The sequence below is a fragment of the Collinsella sp. AF05-9 genome (genome assembly GCF_003465595.1).
GTDB lineage: Bacteria > Actinomycetota > Coriobacteriia > Coriobacteriales > Coriobacteriaceae > Collinsella.
The window spans coordinates 1-23250 of record NZ_QSBB01000023.1; the positions used below are offsets into that span (position 1 = coordinate 1).

Consider the following 23250-nt stretch of genomic DNA (forward strand, 5'->3'; position numbering starts at 1 on the left):
GAGCCGTCTGATGACTTGAAGAAGGGGGAGGCCTCGCGGCCTCCCCCTTTTTTTGCGTTTACGGGCTTTTGTCTCACATAGTAGCTGTGTTTTATAACCCTCGTTTGTCGCATCTTCTGTGAACGGGCTACAATAACTTAGTCTGTGCGATATGGAGGTGAACATGGCTGAAGCTGGTATCGGCGTTGATATCGTCGAGATTTCCCGCATGAAATCAATTCTTGAAAAGACGCCATCGTTTGCTCGGCGTGTGTTTACCGAAGAAGAGCGTGCGTATTGTGATGCATCATCGCGTCCCGCTGCTCACTATGCCAGCCGCTTTGCTTCGCGCGAGGCGGTACTTAAAGCTCTCGGCACGGGTTTTAGTCAAGGCGTTGGTCGCAAGGATGTTTCGGTTACGCGTGATAAACTCGGCAAACCGAAGGCGCTGCTTTCGGGCCGTGCTCTCGAGATCGCTCAAGAACTGGGTGTTGTTGAGGTCGTTCTTTCCATTACGCTTACGGGAGACTTGGCCGTTGCGAATGCCATCGCGATTACCGAAGATGCTCGGCCTAAGCCAAAAGATGAAAAGGTGAGCACCAAGAAACGCGTTGCGCAGACATTTAAAGAGGCTCGCTCTGTATTAGATGAGCTCGAGCAGCTGCAGAATTCAGCATTGACGGAGCACCTGGGCGATGCTTCGCAAGATACGCTAGGAGCATAGATGAAACCGGTTTTGAGTACCGAAGAAGTCGTTCGTCTCGAGGATATCATCGAACGCGAAGGGACTTCGAAGGCCGAGCTTATGGAGCTAGCGGGTGAGTTTGCCGCTAACGAGGTCTTGAAGCTCAATCCCGATCGGGTTCTCGTTTTGGTCGGTTTTGGTAATAATGGCGGCGACGGTTGGGTTGCCGCCGATATCCTGAGCCATAAGGGTGTGGACGTGGATATCGTTTCTCCGGTTGAACCGGATGAGATTCCTGCTGCTCTGGCACGTCATGTTGCTCGTCGTACTGCCGGCCGCGATGTGCACGTTTGCGTCGGCCCCTCGCGTGATGAACTCGAGGTTTTGATCGATAAGGCCGATGTTGTTGTCGATGCCATTTTTGGTACCGGTTTCCACGGGAATCTGCGTGCGCCGTTCTCCATTTGGATTCCTACTGTAAACGAAAACGCCGACCGCGTTGTCTCTATCGATGTTCCCTCGGGCCTCAACGCCGAGACGGGCGTGGTCGATGATGATTGCATTCGCGCCGAGCGCACCGTGACGATGATTGCTCCTAAGATTGGTTTGTATAGCGCCGATGGCCCCGAGTATGCCGGCGACTTGGTATGCGGGGGTCTGTACGATCGCCTTGACGAGGTGATCGACGACGTGGATCATGCTGCCGAGATCGTTGAGCCCGGTGACCTTGTTGACTATTTTGCACCGCTGCCGAGCAATATCGATAAGTATTCTCGTGGCTCGGTGCTCATCGTTGCTGGTTCGGCACAGTATCCCGGTGCCGCTATTATGGCCGCTAAGTCCGCGGCACGTGCCGGTGCTGGATATGTCGCCGTCGCAACGCCCGATGCCTGCGCTAATCTCATTCGCATGGCGCTTCCGTCTATTCCAGTCTTCGCCATTCCCTCCGATTCCCGTGGCTCCTTTGGCGCCGCAGCGCGCATGACGGTATGCGAGATTGCTAAGAAGTACAGCTGCGTTTTGTGCGGACCGGGCATGACGACATCCGCCGGCGCTATGCAGGTGGTTTCTGGCCTACTTGAGCTCGACGTTCCGCTTATCCTGGACGCCGATGCGCTCAACTGTCTCTCTAAGATTGCGATTGACGGTATCGACAGTAATCCCGAGATGTATCGCCGTGAGCAACCGCTGGTCATGACGCCGCACTATCGTGAGCTTTCACGTTTGGTTGCCGGTGACGAGGTCAACGATTTGGGGACGGCAATCGCTGCCGCACAGAAGGTTGTCTGGGCTGCGGGCTCCGATAACCTTGTCGTCATCGCCAAGGGGCCAACGACGGCTATTTGCGGTGTTGAGCGCGTGCTCCTGCCGCTGTCGGGCCCGGCATCGTTGGCGACTGCCGGTTCCGGCGATGTTCTCGCTGGCATCCTTGCCGGCACGCTGGCAACTATGCGTGACGATATGGATCGCTGGGAGCTGCTGTACTCGTACGCCGTCGCACTTCACAGCTACGCCGGTTTTGCCGCGGCGACGGAGTATGGTGAGAAGAGCGTCATCGCGACCGATCTTATCGACTTGATCGGTCCTGCCATGGAGCTGGCGGCAAAGGATGCGCTCGAAGATCTGGGAATCATGGACGAAGGGTCGGATGACTAATCATGAATAAAGCCGATTTGACGCGCTGGTCCTGGGTCGAGATCGACCGCGGGGCGCTCCGTCGCAACACGAGGGCCTATAAGAACTTGCTGAATCCGCGTCAGCGCCTGTGCTGCGTGGTCAAGGCCGATGCTTATGGTCATGGAGCTGTTGAGTGCGCCAAGATCATGTATTCGGCCGGTGCCGACATGTTTGCCGTGGCGACGGTTAACGAGGGCGTTGAGCTCCGACAGGGCGGGAATACGAAACCCGTCCTCATCCTAAGCGAGCCGCCTATCGAGGCTATTCCGACGTTGCTCGAGTTTGATATCATGCCCTCGGTCTATACGTCTGACTTTGCTCTTGCGTATGGCGAATGTGCCGTCGCGGCGGGCAAGGTGGGCAAGTACCATCTTGCCATCGAGACGGGCATGAATCGTATCGGCGTTCACTACACACAGGTGCTCGACTTTGTCCGCGGCATCAGCTTCCATCGCGGTATTCAGTGCGACGGCGTATTTACGCACTTTGCCACGGCCGATGAACCTTCGGGTTGGGACTACAAGCTGCAGTGCCAGCGTTTTACCGAGGCCGTTCAGGCCATTAAGGACGCAGGTTTTGAATGCGGTATCGTGCATTGTGCCAATACGCCGTCCTCGATGCTCGATTCTTCAATGCACTTTGACATGATTCGTGCCGGCATCGGTTTGTATGGTCTGCAGCCATGTGAGCTGAGTGGTCGTGTGATGCAGCTTGATCCCGTCATGAGCGTCCACGCGCGTGTGACGCGCGTGGCGCATCCTGCGATGGGCGAGGGCGTGGGCTACGGCTTTACCTACCGCGTACCGCGCACGCGCGTTCAGATCTGCACCCTTCCGATCGGTTATGCCGATGGCCTTTCGCGTACGCTTTCCAATCGTATGGATGTGCTGTATCGCGGCGAGCGCGTGCATCAGGTTGGCAATATCTGCATGGATCAGTTTATGGTCGCCATTCAGTCCAACCCGGCGCATGAGATTCCCGAGGCCGAGTATGGTGACGAGATGATCATTGTCGGCTGCGATGGAGATGCCGAGATTACCATGGACGAGATGGCGCGCCTACGCGGCACGATTAACTACGAGGTCGCTTGCGGCTTTGGTATGCGTCTCGACAAGGTCTACGTGTAGGAGTCGCTATGGGCGTCATGCACATTCCCGGCCATAGCCATCAGGCGCCGCGTGAGGTCGCACTCGAGGAGATCGAGGCCGTTCTGGGCGATTGTCACCTTTGCCAGCTTTACCAGTCGCGCCACAACATCGTGTTTGGCGTGGGAAACCCCCGCGCTCGCGTGATGTTTATTGGCGAGGCGCCGGGCCGTAATGAGGATTTGCAGGGCGAGCCCTTTGTGGGGGCGGCAGGCGAGGACCTCAACGGCATTTTGTCGCTGGCGGGGCTCAAACGCGAAGACGTCTACATTGCCAACGTGCTTAAGTGCCGCCCGCCGGGAAACCGCAATCCGCGCCCCGAGGAAGTGCTGGCTTGCTCACCGTTTTTGCGCGAGCAGATTCGAAGCATCTGGCCCGATATCATCGTGACGCTCGGCAACCCCGCAACGCACTTTGTGCTCAAGACCGAGATCGGCATTACCAAGCTGCGCGGCAGGTTCCATCAGATGGGGCACTTTGTGGTGATGCCCACTTTCCATCCGGCAGCAGCGCTACGCAATCCAGCGTGGCAGGAGCTGCTGGAGGAAGACTTTAAGATGCTGGGCGACTATCTGGGGCGACATCCCGCACCAGAGGACGCCTCGGAATAATAAGGAGCATATATGTCCCTGGAGCGCCTGGGGGTAGGTACTTACAAAACGACTTGCGCTGCCGATACGGAGTACTTTGGCGAGCTAATTGCACCGTGCCTTGAGGACGGAGATGTGCTCATCCTGACCGGTGGCCTGGGAGTGGGCAAAACTCACTTTACCAAGGGCGTCTCGCGCGGGCTGGGCGATGGGCATATGGTTACGAGTCCTACGTTTGCGCTCATGGCCGTTCACGATCAAGGTCGTATTCCGCTGTTTCACTTTGATCTATACCGCCTGGAGCATGCCTACGAGCTCGAGGATACGGGCATTTTCGATGTGCTGGGCTATGAGGGTGCTTGCCTGCTGGAATGGGGCGAACAATTCCAGGACGAGCTGACGGATGAGTATCTTTCGGTGACGCTCAGGCGTGATGAGGGCGACAGCGATGTGCGAACGATAACGCTTGAGGCGCACGGTGACCGCGCAATGGAGCTTTCCCATTTGATTGATAAGGCTGTACAAGATGAGCTTGCATAACGACAACGCGCTGGTGGTGGCGCTCGATACCTCGACCGACATGCTTGCCTGCGCGGCAAGCTGGATTGATGGGCAGACGGGTGAGACGAAGCTCGTGAGTGGCGACCACATGTGTCGCCGTCACGCCAACGTTGAGCTCGTGAATACCGTTGATGGCGTGCTGGCTCAAGCCGGTCTGGATCGCAGCGATGTTGGTTGCTATGTGGTCGGCCGCGGCCCGGGGTCCTTTACGGGTGTGCGCATCGGCATCTCCACTGCCAAGGGCCTCGCGCGTGGTGCCAATGTTCCGCTGCTGGGCGTGTCGACGCTCGACGCTTGCGCTTGGACGGCGTGGAAGGCTGGCGTGCGCGGCAAGCTTGGTATCTTGGCCGATGCTATGCGCGGTGAGGTATATCCGGCGCTGTATATGCTGGTCGATGAGGGTCCCGAGCGTCAATTTGAGCGCGAACACGTGGTCAAGGCCGCCGTGGCGCTCGATGAGTGGCGCCAAGCAGCGGACTGGGGCCAGGTTCAGCTGACCGGTGACGGTCTCGTGCGCTATGGCAAGCTGCTGGGTGAGGACGAGGCCGCCCGCTGCGTGGAGCGCGACCTGTGGTGGCCTTCGGGCGAGGGCTTGCTGCTCGCGCACGCTGCGGGTGACGGCGATCCGGCCCGCGTCCTGCCGATTTACACGCGCCTTTCGGATGCCGAGGAAAACGAGCGCAAGCGTCTTGGTCTTGCCGAGAGTGCGCAGAGCGAAATTACGGGTGTTGCCGATGAGCTCGCCGGTCGTCATCTGCAGTTCCGTCCCATGGGCGCGGCGGATGCCGAGGGCGCGAGCGCGCTGGAGGCTGCCTGCTTTGAAGGTGCCGGACACGAGACATGGACGCCGGGCATGTTCCTGTCCGAACTGGGCGAGGACGTCGCTGCGCCGCGTAGTTGGTGGGTGGCACACGACGACGGCAAGCTGCTGGGCCTTGCCGGCGGTATGGTCGTGGACGGTGATGTGCAGATTCTGGATGTCGCCGTCGACCCGGCACATCGCCGTGAGGGCATTGCCCGCAAGCTGCTGTCGCACGTGAGCTATGATGCCCAGATGCTCGGCTGCACCACGGCTTCGCTCGAGGTCGAGGACGGTAACGAGGGAGCGATCGCGCTTTATAACGCTCTGGGCTTTACCGAGGCTGGCCGTCGCCGCGGCTACTATGGTGCCGGCAAGGACGCCATCGTCATGACGGCTCCGCTGCCCCTGGTGCTTCCGGTCGACAATGCTTCGCCCGAGCCGACGGCGGCAGAGCAGCGCGTATGGCCGCTGCCTGCGCCTGGGCGCTCCGAGGGGGAGCGTGCCGAAATTGAGCGCCGCCGCCTAGTGCTCGCTATCGAGAGTTCCTGCGACGAGACGGCCGTGGCGATTATCGATGCGGATGGCAATATGCTGGCCAACCAGGTGTCGACACAGATTGATTTTCATGCCCGCTTTGGCGGCGTGGTGCCCGAGATCGCCTCGCGCAAACACGTTGAGGTGATTGTGAGTGTCGTGGATGCGGCGCTCGAGGATGCCGCAGCATCGCTTGGTCTTGAGGGTGGAGCCATCGCGCCGAGCGAACTCGCCGCTGTTGGCGTGACACAGGGTCCGGGCCTGGTGGGTGCTCTGGTAGTGGGCGTCGCCTTCGCCAAGGGCTTTGCCTATGCCGCCGGTAAACCGCTCGTGTGCGTCAACCATCTGGAGGGCCATCTGTTCGCCAATCTGCTGGCGCAGCCCGATCTCAGGCCGCCGTTTATCTTCACGCTCGTCTCGGGCGGTCATACCATGCTCGTGCACGTGAAGGCATGGGGCGACTACGAGGTACTTGGTGAGACACTCGACGATGCTGTGGGCGAGGCCTTCGACAAGGTAGCCAAGGCGTTGGGTCTGGGCTATCCCGGTGGCCCCATCATCTCCAAGCTGGCCGAGACGGGCAACCCCAAGGCGATCGATTTTCCTCGCGCGCTTAACAGCAGGGGAGACTATCGTTTCTCGCTTTCGGGTCTTAAAACGGCCGTGACGCTCTACATCGAGCAGGAGACCAAGGCCGGGCGCACGATTCACCTGCCCGATCTGGCGGCTTCGTTTGAGGCAGCCGTCTTTGACGTTCAGTACAAGAAGGCCAAAAACGCCCTGCATGCCACCGGATGCAAGGAATACTGCATCGGCGGCGGCGTCTCGGCTAATCCGCATCTGCGCGAGATGATGATCAAGAAGCTTGGGCGTCAGGGGATCCGCGTGACGGTACCGCCGCTTTCGGCGTGCACCGATAACGCTGCCATGATCGCGGAGGTCGCCCGCCGTAAATTCGACCGAGGTGAAATCTCGCCGTTCGACGTCGACGCCGATCCAAACATGACGCTGTAGCTGGTACGGCGCGGTCCCCGGACGGAGGGGCCGGATATAAGGTTTCCTGCTCTACAGTCCTGCGCAAGACGAAGGCCACATTAAGTGGCCTTCTTTGCGTGCGGAACTCGCGATAAACCTTATATCCGGCCCCTCCGTCCGGGGACCTTTCTGTATCGATATAGCTTCTGAGCTGGTTTGGCGTCGACAACGTCCGGCAAGGTTAGCCAGCTGCGTCGAATTTCCGGCGTGCTTTAGCTGAAAGAAAAAGATGGTGTGCGGAGCTTTGCTCCGCATTTGGGATGGGAGCTCCCGCGGCTCCCGAGGGGCATCTCTCATGCAAAAACTTTTGTTGGGTAAAGTCCGAGGTCAGTGGCGTTTTATACCGAGAATTTCAAAAAAAGTTGAAAATTCATTACAAATTTGCGTTGACTTTAGGTAACTAAAGTTTCATACTGCTTTTCATCCACTGGGGGATGTGAACACGCACGGATCGTTCGCATCATGATTGAAGAGGATTTCTTAGACATGTTCACGCATCAGCTAAACATTATCAGCGTAGTAATTATCTGATGCGGGTTAGCACATACAGCTAGCCCGTACGATAACGGGCGGCTGATGAAGATGAGGGCCGTCGAGCGCAACCGACGGCCCTCATTTTTTATGTCTAGGAAGTTCTTTTTAGAGGAGGAAATGTAATGAACGGAGTTTTGCTCATGGTTGTGGCCGCGGCGGTGCTCGCCTGCGGCTATCTGGGCTACGGCCGCTGGCTGGCCAACAAGTGGGGCGTTGACAAAGAGGCCCTCACGCCGGCCAAGCGCATGAAGGACGGCAAGAGCTTCTCACCCGTCTCCGCCTTTACCGCGTTCTCGCACCAGTTCAGCTCGATCTGCGGTGCTGGCCCTGTCACGGGTACGATCGTCGCCATGGCCTTTGGCTGGCTGCCCGTCGTGCTCTGGGTCCTCGTCGGCGGCATCTTCTTTGGCGCCGTCCACGACTTTGGTGCTCTGTATGCTTCGATGAAGAACAACGGCAAGTCCCTGGCTCAGCTCATCGAGAAGTACATCGGCAAGACCGGCCGTCGCCTGTTCCTGCTGTTCTGCTGGCTGTTCTGCATCATCGTCATCGCCGCCTTCACCGACATGGTCTGCAAGACGTTCATGTTCACCCCGGCCGTTGACGCTTCTGGTGCTGCTACCGGTGCCATCGACTTCACCAAGTCCTATGCCGCCGGCTGCGCTGGTACCATCTCCATCCTGTTCACCTTCGTCGCTATCGCCTTTGGTTGGGCCCAGAAGAAGTTCAACCTCACCGGTGCTACCGAGTTCGTCACCGGCGTGGTCCTCATGGTTCTCATGTTTGCCGTCGGTATGCAGTTCCCGGTCTACCTGGATAAGTTCCAGTGGTTCGCCGTCGTCATGGTCTACCTGGTCTTCGCTGGCGCTATGCCCATCCAGATGCTCAAGACCCCGCGTGACTACCTCACTTCCATCATGATGATCGTCATGATCGTTTGCGCTGTCCTCGGTATCGTCGTCCTGGGTGTTAACGGCCAGGCCACCATCACCGCTCCGGCCTTTACCGGCTTCTCCAGCGCTTCTGGCATGATGTTCCCGGTCCTGTTTGTTTCCGTTGCCTGCGGTGCCCTCTCCGGCTTCCACAGCCTCGTTTCTTCTGGTACCTCCTCCAAGCAGGTCGAGAAGGAGCAGGACGCCGTCAAGGTCGGTTATGGCGCCATGATCGTCGAGTCCTTCGTCGGCATCCTTGCCATCATCGTCGCCGGCATCATGTTCTCCGACATGAACACCGCCGGTACCGGCGCCCTCAACGCCGGCGTCGCTTCCACCCCGTTCCAGATCTTCGCCGCTGGTATCTCCCGCGGTATGCAGGCCTTCGGTGTTGACGGTACGTTCGCTACCGTCTTCATGACCATGAACGTTTCCGCTCTGGCCCTGACCTCGCTCGACGCCGTCGCCCGCATCGCCCGCACCTCGTTCTCCGAGTTCTTTGCCCAGACCAACGACGCCCTGGCCATCGAGTCCAAGGCCGGCTACATGAAGGTTCTCGGCAACCCCTGGTTCGCCACGGTCGTCACCCTGCTTCCCGGTCTCGCCCTCGCCTTTGGCGGCTATGCCAACATCTGGCCGCTCTTTGGTGCTTCCAACCAGCTGCTCGGCGGTATGACCATGATTACCCTCGCCGTGTTCTGCAAGTGCACCGGCCGCAAGGGCTGGATGCTCTACGTGCCCGTCGCCTTCCTGCTCTGCTGCACCTTCACCTCGCTGGTCCAGAGCGCCATGGGCTGCATGACCGCTGTCCAGGCTTACGGCTTCTTCGGCACCATCCCGGCTACCGCCACCACGGCCGCCGTCTCCGTCGCCGCCACCAAGGGCCTGCAGCTCGTTTTCGCCGTCCTGCTGATGGTCCTGGGCCTCATCGTTGCCGTCAACTGTCTCAAGGAGTTCTTCGGCAAGGAGGCCGGCTCCATGCCCGACGAGGAGCCCGAGTGGTCCGAGATGGGCAAGGCCGAGTACGGTCGCGCCGCTGCCGCTGAAGCTCCTGCCGACGCCGAGGCCGCCAAGGCCTAGTCGGTCGGACGGGTTGAATCTCCCATCTATTTGACTCGGAAAGACTGGGTCCGCAATCAAGCGGACCCGGTCTTTTTTCTTGTGAGAACAGGTGGTGCAAGGGCGTTCTCGCAGATGTTTTGCGTGGATAGGCTCGTGCGTTGTACCATATGGACGTATATGTGTGCATATGAAAGGGGCCCCGTGGCCAAGACGGTATATTCCGATAATCAAAACAATGTCGATGCTCTGGCTGAGCGTCTGAGCAGCCAGACATCGCTTTCTGCCGAGCGCGCCAAGCTGGTTGCCTACGACCTGCTCTGCCGCAAGGCGCTCAAGATTAAGTCGAGCGCGCTGGCGCAGATTTTCCGCTCCGTCGATAAGGAATGCGACACCAAGGCGATGCGCGATGAGCTTATCGCGGCAAATATCGTGACCAAGATCGAGGGCAGCGGCATTAACGGGCGCCCGGCGTTCTATACCATCAATGTCGAGATCCGCGATGCCCAGGAGCAGCCTGCCGAGTCCGTCGAAGATTTTGTCGTCGAGGATTCCGCTGACGTGCCTGCTGTGGAAGAAGCTGCTCCGCGTGAGCATGTCGATACCGATGAGTTGCTCGATGAGAACGTCGTGCGTGCCTTTACGGCCAAGGCGGGACGCGGCGGTTTTGGCGGGGGTGGCAAGCGCGATGCGCAGCGCCGCGCCCAGCAGGAGCGCTTCCGTCGTGCCGTTGCTCAAAAGGGTGAGACGGATGCCGAGGCTGTTGAGAACGAGGTTGCTGCCGAGTCGCAGAGGCCCGCGAAGGAGCAAAAGCCCGTGGAGGCCCAGGAGCCCCAGCGTCGCCGTGGTGCCCACTTTAAGGCTGCGCAGCAGGATGTCGCGCATGAGGTTGAAGAGCCTTCCGAGGCTGCAGACGATGTTGAGGAGTCTGCCAAGAAGGCTCCGGGTTCATGCCGTCCCGGGCGTGGTTTTGCGAGGCGCGCGTATCCCGTAAGGCGTCAGGAGAAGGGCGAGCCGGCTTCGCCCGCTCAGGCCGAGAAGGCCGAACAAACCGAGAAAACCGTTGAGCCGGCGACTCGCGAGCAGCAACCTTCCGAGTCGCAGCCTGCGGCTGACGCTGAGGTCAAAGCTCAACAGACCGCTGATAAGCAGGCGGGGGAGAGCACCTCAGGCAAGCCCCGTCGTCGTCACCGCGGCGGTCGTGGCTCAAATGCCGAGGCCGCGGCCGAGAAGGCAGCGACACAAAACGGAGATGAGAAGGCCGAGACTCCGGTGGATCAGGTCAAGCGCCAGCCGGCGAAGGAGGCCAAGTCCGATCGTCCGCAAAAGCGCTCGTCTGCGCCCAAGCAGAAACGTAATACCCGGGCAGATTCCAAGCGTAAGCCTCATGCACAGGCTGAGCCTGCCGCGGCTGATAGTGCTACCCAGCAGCCCGAGTCGGCCGTCCACGGCGAGGTATCGGCGTTTGCCCTTGCCCGCGTTTTGGGCAGGCAGCTGCTCAAAGTTGTCCCTACGCCTACGGCGCTCTCTAAGATCAAGGAGCAGCAGACACAGATCGTAAAGGTCGAGGGCAAGGACGGCAAAAAGGCTCCGCAGCGCACTCAGCACAACGAGATGTCCAACCGCAAGATTGCCGAGGAAATCGCAATCATCCAGGCTTGGATCGAGCAGAACCGAGGTGCCGATACGCCGGTTGCCTCGCGCCGCCAGCGTGCCTACCAGATCTTTAACGATGAGAAGGCTTTTGACGGCAAGCACGGTGAGCGCCTAATAAGGCGCATGACCGAAAAGGGCGTCAGCATGCAGGCGATCAAGGTCGCCCCCAACCGCCCCGTGCACTTTACGGGTTTCTTTACGCTGGGCGCCGATAAGCCGTTCATTATGGTCGAGAACCTGGACACCTATGACGAGATCGTCAAGCTGCTGCGTGGCCGCAAGCACGCCAAGCTCTTTGGCATCAAGGTGGGCGGCGTGATTTTTGGCGGCGGATGCAAAGCGAGCGTCTCGCATGCCCTGGACGATTATCTGGCCGAGATCGGCTATCGCTTTAACTACGTCTACTACGTGGGCGATATCGACCGCGAGGGCGCGCGCATCGTCGAGCAGGCTCGCAATGCCAATGTGGTTGAGATTCGCCTGCATGCCGGCATGTACCGCGCCATGCTCGCCGAGCACAAGCGTCGCGTGAAGGCCGGCGGAGAGTGCGAGCCCGCGGCTGCCAACCAGGGCGTGCCGCAGAACTTGGCGGCGACGATCAAGGATCTGCCCATGGTCACGCGCGTGCAGTTCCGCAATGTGCTGCGCGAGGGCGGGCGCATTCCGCAGGAGATTCTGATGACCGCCGACTATCGGGATGGCGACTCGGGAAGCTTCGACCGCATGCTGAATAATTAGTTCCGCCGGCCCGGGAGAGCGGGGACACCGACTTAGGTTTCCTGCTCTACAGTCCTGCTCACGACGGAGGCCACATTAAGTGGCCTCCTGTTCGTGCGGAACTCGCGATAAACCTAAGTCGGTGTCCCCGCTCTCCCGGGCCGGCGGCTACTTGGTTGTCGCAGACGGCTCGCTTTTCGGAACTGGGCTGATATTTTCTAGATGTAAGGCGCTCTTGGTTCTAATGGGCTTGGGGCGCCTGTCTTTTGAGGGTGGATTTTTGGGACATGCCTGAAAATCTACCTTTTGCAACTTCTCGTCCTGCGCGAGAAGTTTCGGCTTGGCTGGAAAGTCGAGATGCGGGGAGCCCGTTACTGATATGGGACGGAGGGATTCCGCGTCCGCCTTTTCGGCGGCCGCGCCCCGCTGCGTCGCTTCGCTCCTTGCGTGCTGCGCTAGAAAACGCTTCGCGTTTCCTCAGCTCCGCACCCTTGCGGGTTCGAATCCCTCCGCTTGCCCACAAGAAAGCGCCCTGGGCCGTTATGGGCTTAGGGCGCTCAGTTTTAATGGCTGGGACGGAGGGATTCGAACCCCCAACAGCCGGCACCAAAAACCGGAGTTCTACCGTTGAACTACGTCCCAATGTGTGGTGTTGCCCAAAAGCAACTCGTCTAGTTTACCTAATCTGCGAGGGCATCGCAAACACCATCGAGCAGGCGTACCGCGAGCGTCTGGGCGTCGCTGGCGGTAAAGGTGCCGTTGTAACGCGTCATGCCGGTGAGCTCGATGCGAATTCGTGCCGGCTTTTGCTGTGCGGCGACATTGGCGGTACGGATGCGCTGGGCCAGGTTGTGGCACTCGGCGAGGGCGATCGTGGCGCGCGGGGCGGCGTCTGCAGGCAACCCGTCGCTTGCAATCTCGAGCACCAGGTCGACATCGGTCGGAACCTCGGAATCGCAAAGCATCATGCCGCTGCTGTCGGTCGTCGCCGTGGCGATGTTCCACATGCGCGATGCTACGCTGCGCGCGATAGGGTCCTCGCCGATGACGGCAATCTGGAAACGCTCGAGCACGTTGGCGGCGCGCGCAAAACCGATGCGAGACTCGGCTTCGGTGACCGAGGGCTTGCCCTCCCACACATGGTGCAGGCGGTTGATGTAGGCGTAGGTGTCCTGGAAGGCCATGCCGTCGGCAAACAGGCCGACATTTTCCTGGAACTGCTGCAGGGCGGCCTCGGTATGCGGACCAAAGTAGCCGTCGTCCTCGCCGCAGGCAAAGCCCAAAACGTTGAGAGCGCGCTGCAGGGCCTGCACATCGGCGCCATGGAAATTGGGCATGCGCAGATACAGGGTGCGGTCGCCCAGCTTATACGAGGCGTCGACCAGGGCGCTCCAACAGGGGATATCGACGGCATGACCGGCAGCAAGGCCGCTGTCGAGCCTGAAGGTGCTGACGGCCTGCTCGGTGGTGGTGCCAAAGCGCTTGTCGACAACCTCGGCGTCATCGATTGTATAGCCGAGCTGCAGAAGGCGGGACTGAACATCCTCGACGGCTGCTCCCTGCATGCCCGTGGTAATAGGTTCCATGAACGAACCCCTTTCGGCGTACGATTCGTACTATTTTGAGCGCGTGTCGGATAGACAACGCGAGACAATGCATAAACATGCACTCAACAGTGTAGCAACTTGTACCCAAACGCGCTGCCCACAGGTTTTGTGACCCCCGCTAGTTGAGGCGCTCCACAAAGAAATCTGCCATGGAGAGGAACAGTTCGCGTGCGTGCGGGTCAAGCTCAACGTTCTCGATGGCAGCCTTGGCTTTTGCGGTCAGGTCCAGCGCGTAGGCGTGAGCATATTCGATGGAGCCGGTCTGCTGGAAGATCTCCACGGCGCGCGCGAGCTGCGCGGGGTCCTCGGTGCCCGAGGAAAGGATTGCCTCGACCTCGTCGTGATGGCGCTCATCAGACAGGGCGTGCACGGCAACGAGCGTGCGTTTACCCTCGGTGATGTCGGTGCGGAAGTCCTTGTTGGCGGCCTCTTTGGTGCCGATCAAGTTGAGCAGGTCGTCTTGAATCTGGAAGGCAAGGCCCGTGTGCAGCCCAAAGGCGCGCAGTGCCTCAATCTGCTCTTCGCTGCCGCCGCCGATAATGGCTCCGGCGGCAAGCGGCGTCGCTCCGCTGTAGTACGCGGTCTTGTGCGTCGCCATGTCCAGATAATCGTCGACCGAAATGTCAAAGCGCCCGTCGCGGACCCAGCCCAGGTCGAGCGCCTGGCCCTCGATGGTACGGACGATCATCTCGGTAAGCTCGTGGAGCACGCGAAGCTTCACGTCTGCGTTGAGTGTGGGGTCGTCGAGAACCGTCTTGGTGACCATGGTGAGCGCCAGGTCACCGCAGTTGATGGCAAGACCGGTACCCTCGGTAAGGTGCATGCAGGGCTTGCCGCGACGAATCTGCCCGTTGTCGGCGATGTCGTCGTGGATGAGTGCGCCCGACTGAAAGTGCTCGATGGCCGCCGCGGCGCTGCGGGCGCTTTCGAAGCTTCCGCCCACCGCGGTGGCGGCGAGCATGCAGATGAGCGGGCGGTGGCGTTTGCCGGCGTTGGCCGTAAAGGCCGAAAGTGGTGCGTACAGGTAGCGCTCGATATCGGCGGAAGTCGCCTGTCCGTCAAAGAACGTGGCCAGATAGTCGTTAATCTGGTCAAAGTGCTGGGCTAAAAAGCTGGTAAACGGACTGGACACGGGTTCTCGCATTCTTTGATAGGTTGCATCGTTGCATTATGCAGACAACATATTGCCACATTAGGGCGTCGAGCGCGGCGGTTGAAGACGATTGGTCCATGCGGCCGCAAGTGCAGTAGGGGCTTGGCTAGATAAGCCCAAAGTGTTCGAGCGCGGTGACGACGCCGTCGTGGTCGATGCTGTCGGTGACATAGTCGGCCTTTTCCTTGAGGAAGTCCGGTGCATTGCCCATGGCGATGCCGACGTCGACGGCGTTCATCAGCGAGATGTCATTGCTGGCATCACCGATGCCATACACCGTTCCATGGTTGGGGTCGAGAGCGTCGAGTACGGACTGGATACCCTCGCGCTTGGTACATTCGCGAGGCGAAATCTCGGTCACTTCGAGCTCGAGCTCGTTAAAGCAGAGCAGCGGCTCAAACGTTTGATCCTGAGCGATGCGGTTGGCAAGCGACGTGGACATTAAGATCTTGTAGGCGCTGTAATGTTGCAGCTGCGTAATTGCATCGCCCACGGTGCGGGCATATCCGGGGGCGTCGGGCGCATCGGCACCCATGCGAACGACGCCATTGAGTCCCTCAAAACGAATCACTTCGTCCGATTGCTCAAGAATGGGAGCAAGACGCTGCAGCATACCGGGCGTCATCGCCAAATCGCGGATCACGTGTCCCTCAAGTTCGACATAGCCACCCGCGAGGCAGACGATGCCGGTCCAGGGCAGATCGAGCAGCTTTGGATGGATGCAGCTCAGCGTGCGCCCTGTGCAGATAAACGCCATATTGCCCTTGGCGACAAAATTACGGATGGCTTGCGAGACCGCTTCATTGGGATAGGGGGAGAGGTCTCGCTCGCTCTCGGGAAGCTCTTGTGCCACTCGAGGGTCTTGCCAGGCGAGTGTTCCGTCGATATCGAAGAAGCAGATATCGCCGCGCTTATGGGCTGCGCTGGCGGCAGGGGAGGCCGAGGTGGTGGGCACAAATCCCGGCTCGAGGCCCATGATCTGGTCAAAATGCTCTTTAACGCGGGGAACGGAGATGCCGATAATCACCTGGGCGGTCTTGCCCGTAATGATGAGGCCCTTGGCGCCCACCGCGACAAACGACGCGTTATCTGCAACGATGGAAGGGTCTGCGACCTCGACGCGCAGGCGCGTGGCGCAGTTGGTTGCGCCCACGATATTGCCAACGCCACCTAAAAGCTGAATTACCCGCTCAGCGAGGACGTGATCTTGATCGGATTGAATACTGACCTCGCCATTGGGAGATTGCTCTTTGGCAAAGCCGCTTCCCGTTAAACGATCGATTGCCGCGCGATTGGAGACATGATCCTCGCGGCCCGGCGTCTTAAGGTCATAGACCAAGATGAGTGCTCGAAAACTAACAAAAAAGATGAGGCTAAAGGCAAGACCGATACCGAGCGCCAAAAGGTAGGAGCCGGCATGCATTCGCATGAGTGGGATGAAGTTGAAGGCCGTCATTTCCATGAGACCGCCCGAGAAGATGCCGACGATACCGAAGAAGTTCATGGTCATGGCAAGGCAGGAGGATAGGACGGCGTAGAGCAAAAAGAGTCCAGGATAGGTGAACATAAAGAGAAACTCGAGCGGCTCGGTGACACCGCAGACCACCGAGGCGACGATGGCGGGCAAAAGGATGACCTTAAGGCCGGCGCGGCGTTCGGGTTTGGCGGTGAAATAGAATGCTGCCGCGATGGCGGGAAGGCCAAAGAGCTTGCCCCAGCCGGTGGCGGTAAAACCTGCCCAGGGCGCAAGTTCATTTAAAGGGCGCGTGCTATGGGAGAGAATGGGGAGCAGGTTGGTCCACGTGGCGTAAATACCGTCGTGAATGACCAGATTGTCGTAATAGATGGGCATATAGAGCAGGTGGTGCAGCCCCATGGGCTCGAGTGCTCGCTCCAAAAACACAAAGATGCCCACGCCGAAGGGGCCGACGCCCGCAAGTGCGTGGCGCAGCGTTTCGGTCACGGCGTATGCGAAGGGCACGATGGCGGCCGAGATGGCGGCAAGGGCAAACACGGCAAAAAAGCTGATGAGGTAGACCAGCGAGGAACCCGAGAAGGTGCCGAGCCAATCGGGAACCTTGGCATCGTAGAAGCGGTCATGGATGGCGACGACGGTTGCCGATACCGCCAGCGGGCCGATAATGCCGGTGTCGAGCGTCTTGATGCCGTCGATGACGGTGATACCGCTGGCGGGGGTCAAAGATGATGGGTACTTAAGCCCAAGGTTGTCTCCGCTCAGCTTAATGATCTCGCTCAAAAAGAAGCAATAGGCAAAATAGGCCACGAGTGCCTCGAGGCAGCAGCGTGCCGGTTGCTTTTGGGCAAGACCGATAGGCAGCGCTACGGCAAAAAGGAGCGGGAGACGTTTAAAGACCGTCCACGAGCCGCGCTGGATGATGGTCCAGAAAACGTACCAAGGGGTTCCGTATACGGCGAGGTCACCGACGATGTCTACGGTCGTGGCGAGGGCGGAGATGCCGACCATGAGGCCTGATATAGAAAACAGCATGGCGGGCGCGAACATTGCCCCGCCAAAGCGTTGGATTTTCTGCAGCATAATATGCCTTCCGGATGCAACATGCTGTGCGAGCAAGAACGTTTAAACAATGAACTCATTGTAGAGGACTGGCTGCTTGCCGCATTGACGGTTTTGATTCGGTCCGATTTGGGTTTCGGGGGAACCGTCGACGGTAAATAATCCGTACTTTACCGATAATCGGTTTAAACAACTTTAAGAAATGCTATCGTGCCTAGCCATACATATTCATTAGAGGTGAAGTTATGCCAAAAGCGATTTACGAAGGAATCTACCGCGAGATCCGTTCGCGCATCATTAACGGGACCTATGCGTTTCAGGAGATGCTGCCAACCGAAGCCGAGCTGACCGCGGAGTTTGGCTGCACGCGCAATACCGTTCGACGCGCCTTGAGCATGCTGGCCGACCAGATGTTTGTGCAGCCTATACACGGCAAGGGCGTGCGCGTTATTTGGCTTAAGGGCGAAACCGACATGCTGGGCGCACTCGAAGAGGTTGAGTCGTTTGGCGAGTTCGCAAAACGCAACAATGCCGTCGCATCGACCGAGGTCAAGTCTTTTGAACATTTGATTTGCACTGAGCAACTGTCGCGCCGCCTTGGCTTTAAGGTGGGCGAGGAGCTGATTCGCGTCGTGCGTGTCCGAAGCCTCAACGGCAGCGCGCGCCAGGTGGACCACGGCTACTTTTTGGAGTCGATCGCCAAGGGCCTGACCCCCGAGATTGCGGCAAGCTCTATCTACGACTATCTGGAGCACAAGCGTGGCGTCAAAGTGATGGCGAGCCGCCGTACGGTGAGCGTCGAGCTTGCCAACGATGAGGACTGCAGCTACTTGGACCTTGGCAAGTACAACTGCGTCGCCGTTATGGAGAGCCAGTCGTACACCTCGGACGGCATCTTATTTGAGGTGACGCATGCCCGCACGCATCCCGAGATCTTCCACTACCGCGTCAACTCCAAGCGATAGCCGGCTAGCTCGCAGCCTGACGAGACTCATGTCCTCAAAGAGAAAACGCCCGGTCAAACCGACGATGCATCGGCTTGACCGGGCGTTTTCTCTGCATTCGATAACAAGTAATTGTTTATACAAAACTTGTCAAGTATCAAGTTGAAATTACCGTTCACCGAAGTTTTTCTACCGCTCTAGTAATACTTGTTCAAACAACTAGCCAAATAGCGTATTGTACAAATCAGCAAAAGGGGCAAAGTCCCCGAGCCAATCTCCGAAGGCGGCGGCAAAGGGTGCCGCCACGGTGTGAAAGGGTGGATTGTAATGAAGAACGAAATGAGCAGAAGGCAGTTCCTGGGCTTCGCTGGCTCCGCGGCTGCGGTTCTTGGTCTGGGTCTCGTGGGCTGTGGTGGTTCTGCCGGCTCCGGCTCCTCTGCTTCTGGTGACGCTGCCGAGGTCTACTTCCTCCAATTTAAGCCTGAGGTCGACAAGGAGTGGAAGGAGATCGCCAAGGCGTACAAGAAGGAGAAGGGCGTCGAGGTCAAGATCGTGACCGCCGCCTCCAACACCTACGAGGAGAAGCTCAAGTCCGAGATGTCCAAGAGCTCCGCTCCGACGCTGTTCCAGGTCAACGGCCCCACCGGCCTTAAGAACTGGAAGGACTACTGCGCCGATCTTTCCGACACCAAGCTCCGCGGTGAGCTCATCGACGACTCCCTGGCGCTGCAGTCCGACGGCAAGGATCTGGGTATCGACTGGGTTCAGGAGAGCTACGGCATCATCTACAACAAGGAGCTCCTCGAGAAGGCCGGCTACAAGGCCGAGGACATCAACTCCTTCGACAAGCTGAAGGCTTGCGCCGATGACATCCAGGCCCGCAAGGACGAGCTCGGCGTTGACGGTGCCTTCACTTCCGCCGGCATGGATGACTCCTCCAGCTGGCGCTACACCACGCACCTCGCCAACCTCCCGCTCTACTACGAGTTCGAGAAGGAGCACAATCAGGAGGACGACGAGATCAAGGGCGAGTATCTCGACAACTTTAAGCAGATCTTCGACCTGTATATCACCGACTCCACCTGCGATCCTTCGCAGCTCGCCTCCAAGACCGGTGACGACGCCACCAACGAGTTCGCAACCGGCAAGGCCGTCTTCTACCAGAACGGCTCTTGGGCCTACGCCGACCTCACCAAGGCCGGTATGACCGACGACCAGCTCGGCATGCTGCCGATCTACATCGGCGTCGACGGCGAGGAGAACCAGGGCCTGTGCTCCGGCGGCGAGAACTACTGGTGCGTCAGCTCCCAGGCTTCCGAGGATGCCCAGAAGGCCACCGAGGACTTCATGTATTGGTGCGTCACTTCTGACACCGCCACCAGCATCATCGCTGACAAGATGGGTCTGACCGCCCCGTTCAAGAGCGCTAAGGAGACCACCAACGTCTTCTCGCAGCAGGCCGTTGCTATGGCCAAGGACGGCAAGAAGACCGTCGCTTGGGACTTCGTTTACATCCCCTCCGAGGAGTGGAAGAAGAACCTCAAGCAGGCTCTCATCGCTTATGCTGCCGACAACACCAAGTGGGACGGCGTCAAGAACGCCTTCGTCGATGGCTGGAAGACCGAGAAGGCTGCTTCCGAGTAAGCAGTTGCTGCCCAAGCTATCTGATTAGCGACAGGGGGCGGGCAGACGTAGGTTTGCCCGCCCCCTGCATATTGAAAGGACCCTTCTATGGGCAAAGCACTCAAGCGCTGGTGGCCGCTCTTTATGCTGCCCACGTGCCTGGCGTTTATGATCGGGTTCGTGATTCCCTTTATCCAGGGTTTCTATCTCTCGTTCTGCCAGTTTATTACCATCAATAACGCGCACTTTGTCGGTATCGAGAACTACGTGCGCGCGCTGTCCGATCCGCAGTTCTCCACGTCGTTCTTCTTTACCGTGGCGTTTGCCTTCCTGTCGACGGTGCTCATCAACGTGATCGCGCTGGCCATCGCGCAGGCGCTCACCCGCAAAGCGCTCAAGGGCACCAACATCTTCCGTACGATCTTCTTTATGCCTAACCTGATCGGCGGCATCGTGCTGGGCTACATTTGGCAGATTCTGATCAACTGCCTGCTCTCCAACGTGGGCGCCCAGCTCATCGCCCTTAACTCTGCTGCTGGCTTCTGGGGCCTTATCATCCTGACCCTGTGGCAGCAGGTCGGCTACATGATGATCATCTACATCGCCGGTCTGCAGTCCATCCCGTCTGACTACATCGAGGCCGCCAAGGTCGATGGCGCTACGGCATGGCAGACGTTTTGGAAGGTTAAGATCCCCAACCTGATGCCGACCATCACCATCTGCCTGTTCCTGTCCATCACCAACGGCTTTAAGCTGTTCGACCAGAACCTCGCCCTTACCGGTGGCGCCCCGGCGCACTCCACCGAGATGCTCGCCCTGAACATCTACAACACGTTCTATTCGCGTGCTGGCATCGCATGGCAGGGCATCGGTCAGGCCAAGGCAGTTATCTTCTGCATCCTGGTTGTCGCTATTTCTATGATCCAGCTTAAGGCCACGAGGTCCAAGGAGGTGCAGCAGTAATGAAACGCGATAAGGCTATCAACCGCGCGCTCTCGATCTTCTTTACGATTCTGTCGCTCGCATGGATCTACCCCGTGTTCATGATTGCGCTCAATTCCTTTAAGAAAGCGACCGCAATCAGCACCACCACGGCGTTCGATCTGCTCACGCCCGAGACGTTCAACGGCCTCGCAAACTACGTGCACGCTCTGAACGAGCAGGGCTTTGCCTCGGCGTTTATGTACTCGCTCATCATCACGGTCACGTCGGTCGTGCTGATTCTGGTGTGCTGCTCCATGTGCGCTTGGTACGTGGTGCGCGTCAACAGCAAGATCTCGAACTTCTTCTATTACCTGTTCGTCTTCTCGATGGTCGTACCGTTCCAGATGCTCATGTTCACGCTGTCCAACCTCGCGGACCGCATCGGCTTTAACACGCCGTTTAACATCTGCTTCATCTACCTTGGTTTTGGCGCGGGCCTCGCGGTCTTTATGTTCGCCGGCTTTGTAAAGAACATCCCGCTCGAGATCGAAGAGGCGGCCATGATCGACGGCTGCAACCCGGTCCAGGTGTTCTTTAAGATCGTCCTTCCCATTATGAAGCCCACCTATCTTTCGGTCGGTATCCTTGAGACCATGTGGGTCTGGAACGACTATCTGCTGCCCTACCTTACGCTCGACTCCACCAAGTACAAGACCATTCCTATCTTGATCCAGTACTTCCGTGGCGGCTATGGCCACGTCGAGCTCGGCCCCATGATGGCATGCATCATGATGGTCGTCATCCCCATCGTCATCATGTACATCTTCTGCCAGAAGTACATCATTGACGGCGTTGTGGCAGGTGCCGTCAAGGGCTGATGCCGTAACTGTTTTGCAAGTTTTGGCGGCGCCCCTCAGCGCGGCGCCGCGTATCGAAAGGTAAAGACATGGCCGAGATCGTTCTCAAACATGTTCAGAAGGTGTATCCCAACAACGAGTCAAAAAAGAAGGGCTTCTTTGGCAAAAAGAAGAAGACCGAGGAGAAGAAGCACAACCTTAAGGTTACCGAGGACGGTGTGCTTGCTGTAGAGGACTTCAACCTCACCGTTCACGACCAGGAGTTCATCGTCCTCGTTGGCCCCTCTGGCTGCGGTAAGTCCACGACGATGCGCATGATCGCCGGCCTGGAGGACATCACCTCGGGCGATGTGCTCATCGATGGCAAGCGCGTCAACGACGTCGCTCCCAAGGACCGCGACATCGCCATGGTGTTCCAGAGCTATGCTCTGTATCCCAATATGACGGTGTACGAGAACATGGCGTTTACGCTCGAGCTCAAGAAAGTCCCCAAGGACGAGATCGACCGCAAGGTCCGCTCCGCTGCCGAGATCCTGGGTATTACCGAGTACCTCGACCGTAAGCCCAAGGCGCTTTCGGGCGGTCAGCGTCAGCGCGTCGCCATCGGCCGAGCCATCGTGCGTGACCCCAAGGTCTTCCTGATGGACGAGCCGCTGTCCAACCTGGACGCCAAGTTGCGTAACCAGATGCGCGCCGAGCTCATTAAGCTGCGTCACGAGATCAAGGGTACCTTCATCTACGTTACCCACGACCAGACCGAGGCTATGACCCTCGGCGACCGTATCGTGGTCATGAAGGACGGCGTCGTCCAGCAGATCGCCACGCCGCAGGAGGTCTTCAACCATCCCGCGAACATCTTCGTCGCCGGCTTCATCGGCGTGCCGCAGATGAACTTCTTCGATGCCCAGCTGGTGCGCTCGGGCAACGGCTTTACCGTCAAGACCGAGGATATGAACGTGGCGCTCGCCCCCGAGACTTGCGCACGGCTTGCCCTCAACTGGGACGGCGGCGACGTGAAGGAGATTACGGCCGGCGTGCGTCCCGAGCAGATCCTGCTTGCCGACAAGGGCGAGGAGGGTGCGCTCCAGGGCACCGTCGAGGTGACCGAGCTCATGGGCTCGACCGAGCATGTCCACGTGACCGCTCCCGACGGCCAGTTTGTCCTGATTATCCCCGTCGTCGACCTCGAGGCCAAGGGCGCGCTCAAGGCGGGCGACCCCATCTGGTTCAAGTTCGAGAAGAACGCGACCCACCTCTTCGATAAGGTCTCTGGCAAGAACCTTATCTAGGCCCGGTGCATCCAGACCCTCCCTTTGGGCGACTGCGGTATTGCCATCCTTTTGCCGCGGTCACATATAAGGCTTCCCTCCCGTCCACTGGGCGAGAGGGGAGCCTTTCTTTGTGTTGGGGCTGTCTGGCCGGTCGTTTGTCTCGATCTGTAACAGGTGGGGCCGATTTCGGACGTTAGATGTTACAGATCGAGACGGTTCCGCTGAGCTAACCATTTCATCTAAATCTGTAACACCAAAGACGAATTTCAGCTGCTAGATGTTACAGATTGAGATAAACCCAAGGGGAGGGGCCGGTATGTCTCAATCTGTAACAGCTGGGACCGTTTTGGTTGAGTAGTTGTTATGGATCGAGATTGTTTGGCCGAGTCGGATCACAGGGTAACGTGCGGGCACAAAAAACGGAGCCGC

Annotated in this window: 16 protein-coding genes and 1 tRNA gene; 13 read left to right on the forward strand and 4 right to left on the reverse strand. The window is 58.7% G+C overall.

What is annotated here, in order from left to right; all coding sequences use genetic code 11:
• The first annotated feature begins 163 nt into the window (after positions 1–163).
• From acpS to DWV43_RS07305, 8 genes are all read left to right on the forward strand, one after another.
• On the forward strand, positions 164–703 hold the full coding sequence (acpS, locus tag DWV43_RS07270) for a holo-ACP synthase (RefSeq protein WP_117817708.1): 540 nt from the start codon (positions 164–166) through the stop codon (positions 701–703).
• Positions 704–2320, forward strand: a complete 1617-nt coding sequence (locus DWV43_RS07275) for an NAD(P)H-hydrate dehydratase (RefSeq protein WP_117758009.1) — start codon at positions 704–706, stop codon at positions 2318–2320.
• Positions 2321–2322: 2 nt separating this feature from the next.
• Positions 2323–3468 (forward strand): alanine racemase, encoded by a 1146-nt coding sequence (gene alr, locus DWV43_RS07280; RefSeq protein WP_117817706.1) that lies wholly within the window; start codon positions 2323–2325, stop codon positions 3466–3468.
• An 8-nt stretch (positions 3469–3476) separates the two neighbouring features.
• A complete protein-coding gene (locus tag DWV43_RS07285) occupies positions 3477–4097 on the forward strand; it encodes a uracil-DNA glycosylase (RefSeq protein WP_117565042.1) in 621 nt (206 codons plus the stop codon).
• Between the two features lie 12 nt (positions 4098–4109).
• A complete protein-coding gene (gene tsaE, locus DWV43_RS07290; RefSeq protein WP_089573670.1) occupies positions 4110–4616 on the forward strand; it encodes a tRNA (adenosine(37)-N6)-threonylcarbamoyltransferase complex ATPase subunit type 1 TsaE in 507 nt (168 codons plus the stop codon).
• Complete coding sequence (gene tsaD / locus DWV43_RS07295) at positions 4603–6987, forward strand: tRNA (adenosine(37)-N6)-threonylcarbamoyltransferase complex transferase subunit TsaD (protein WP_117648325.1); 2385 nt, start codon at positions 4603–4605, stop codon at positions 6985–6987. Before tsaE ends, tsaD begins: the two co-directional genes overlap by 14 nt.
• 677 nt (positions 6988–7664) lie before the next feature.
• Positions 7665–9554 (forward strand): carbon starvation protein A, encoded by a 1890-nt coding sequence (locus tag DWV43_RS07300; RefSeq protein ID WP_117817704.1) that lies wholly within the window; start codon positions 7665–7667, stop codon positions 9552–9554.
• A gap of 183 nt (positions 9555–9737) precedes the next feature.
• Complete coding sequence (locus DWV43_RS07305; RefSeq protein WP_158569845.1) at positions 9738–11927, forward strand: hypothetical protein; 2190 nt, start codon at positions 9738–9740, stop codon at positions 11925–11927.
• Between the two features lie 546 nt (positions 11928–12473).
• Here the strand turns inward: DWV43_RS07305 and DWV43_RS07310 are convergent.
• The 4 genes from DWV43_RS07310 to DWV43_RS07325 all read right to left on the reverse strand — a co-directional run bounded on the left by DWV43_RS07310 (position 12474) and on the right by DWV43_RS07325 (position 17223).
• Positions 12474–12548 (reverse strand) — tRNA-Gln (locus tag DWV43_RS07310).
• A 38-nt stretch (positions 12549–12586) separates the two neighbouring features.
• Entirely contained in the window at positions 12587–13492 is a 906-nt protein-coding gene (locus DWV43_RS07315) for a peptidoglycan-binding protein (RefSeq protein WP_199569413.1), read from the reverse strand.
• A 139-nt stretch (positions 13493–13631) separates the two neighbouring features.
• A complete protein-coding gene (locus DWV43_RS07320) occupies positions 13632–14645 on the reverse strand; it encodes a polyprenyl synthetase family protein (protein ID WP_117817700.1) in 1014 nt (337 codons plus the stop codon).
• 127 nt (positions 14646–14772) lie between these two features.
• Entirely contained in the window at positions 14773–17223 is a 2451-nt protein-coding gene (locus DWV43_RS07325) for a PTS transporter subunit EIIC (RefSeq protein ID WP_117817698.1), read from the reverse strand.
• 224 nt (positions 17224–17447) lie between these two features.
• On the opposite strand from DWV43_RS07325, the gene DWV43_RS07330 reads away from it, so the two are divergent.
• The 5 genes from DWV43_RS07330 to DWV43_RS07350 all read left to right on the forward strand — a co-directional run bounded on the left by DWV43_RS07330 (position 17448) and on the right by DWV43_RS07350 (position 22839).
• Positions 17448–18167, forward strand: a complete 720-nt coding sequence (locus tag DWV43_RS07330) for a GntR family transcriptional regulator (protein ID WP_117776883.1) — start codon at positions 17448–17450, stop codon at positions 18165–18167.
• 306 nt (positions 18168–18473) lie between these two features.
• On the forward strand, positions 18474–19790 hold the full coding sequence (locus DWV43_RS07335; RefSeq protein WP_055252173.1) for an ABC transporter substrate-binding protein: 1317 nt from the start codon (positions 18474–18476) through the stop codon (positions 19788–19790).
• An 87-nt stretch (positions 19791–19877) separates the two neighbouring features.
• A complete protein-coding gene (locus tag DWV43_RS07340; RefSeq protein ID WP_055252174.1) occupies positions 19878–20732 on the forward strand; it encodes a carbohydrate ABC transporter permease in 855 nt (284 codons plus the stop codon).
• Positions 20732–21571, forward strand: a complete 840-nt coding sequence (locus DWV43_RS07345) for a carbohydrate ABC transporter permease (RefSeq protein ID WP_117584245.1) — start codon at positions 20732–20734, stop codon at positions 21569–21571. Before DWV43_RS07340 ends, DWV43_RS07345 begins: the two co-directional genes overlap by 1 nt.
• 68 nt (positions 21572–21639) lie before the next feature.
• Positions 21640–22839, forward strand: coding sequence for an ABC transporter ATP-binding protein (locus DWV43_RS07350; RefSeq protein ID WP_117794677.1), 1200 nt, complete (start codon positions 21640–21642; stop codon positions 22837–22839).
• Positions 22840–23250 lie beyond the last annotated feature (411 nt).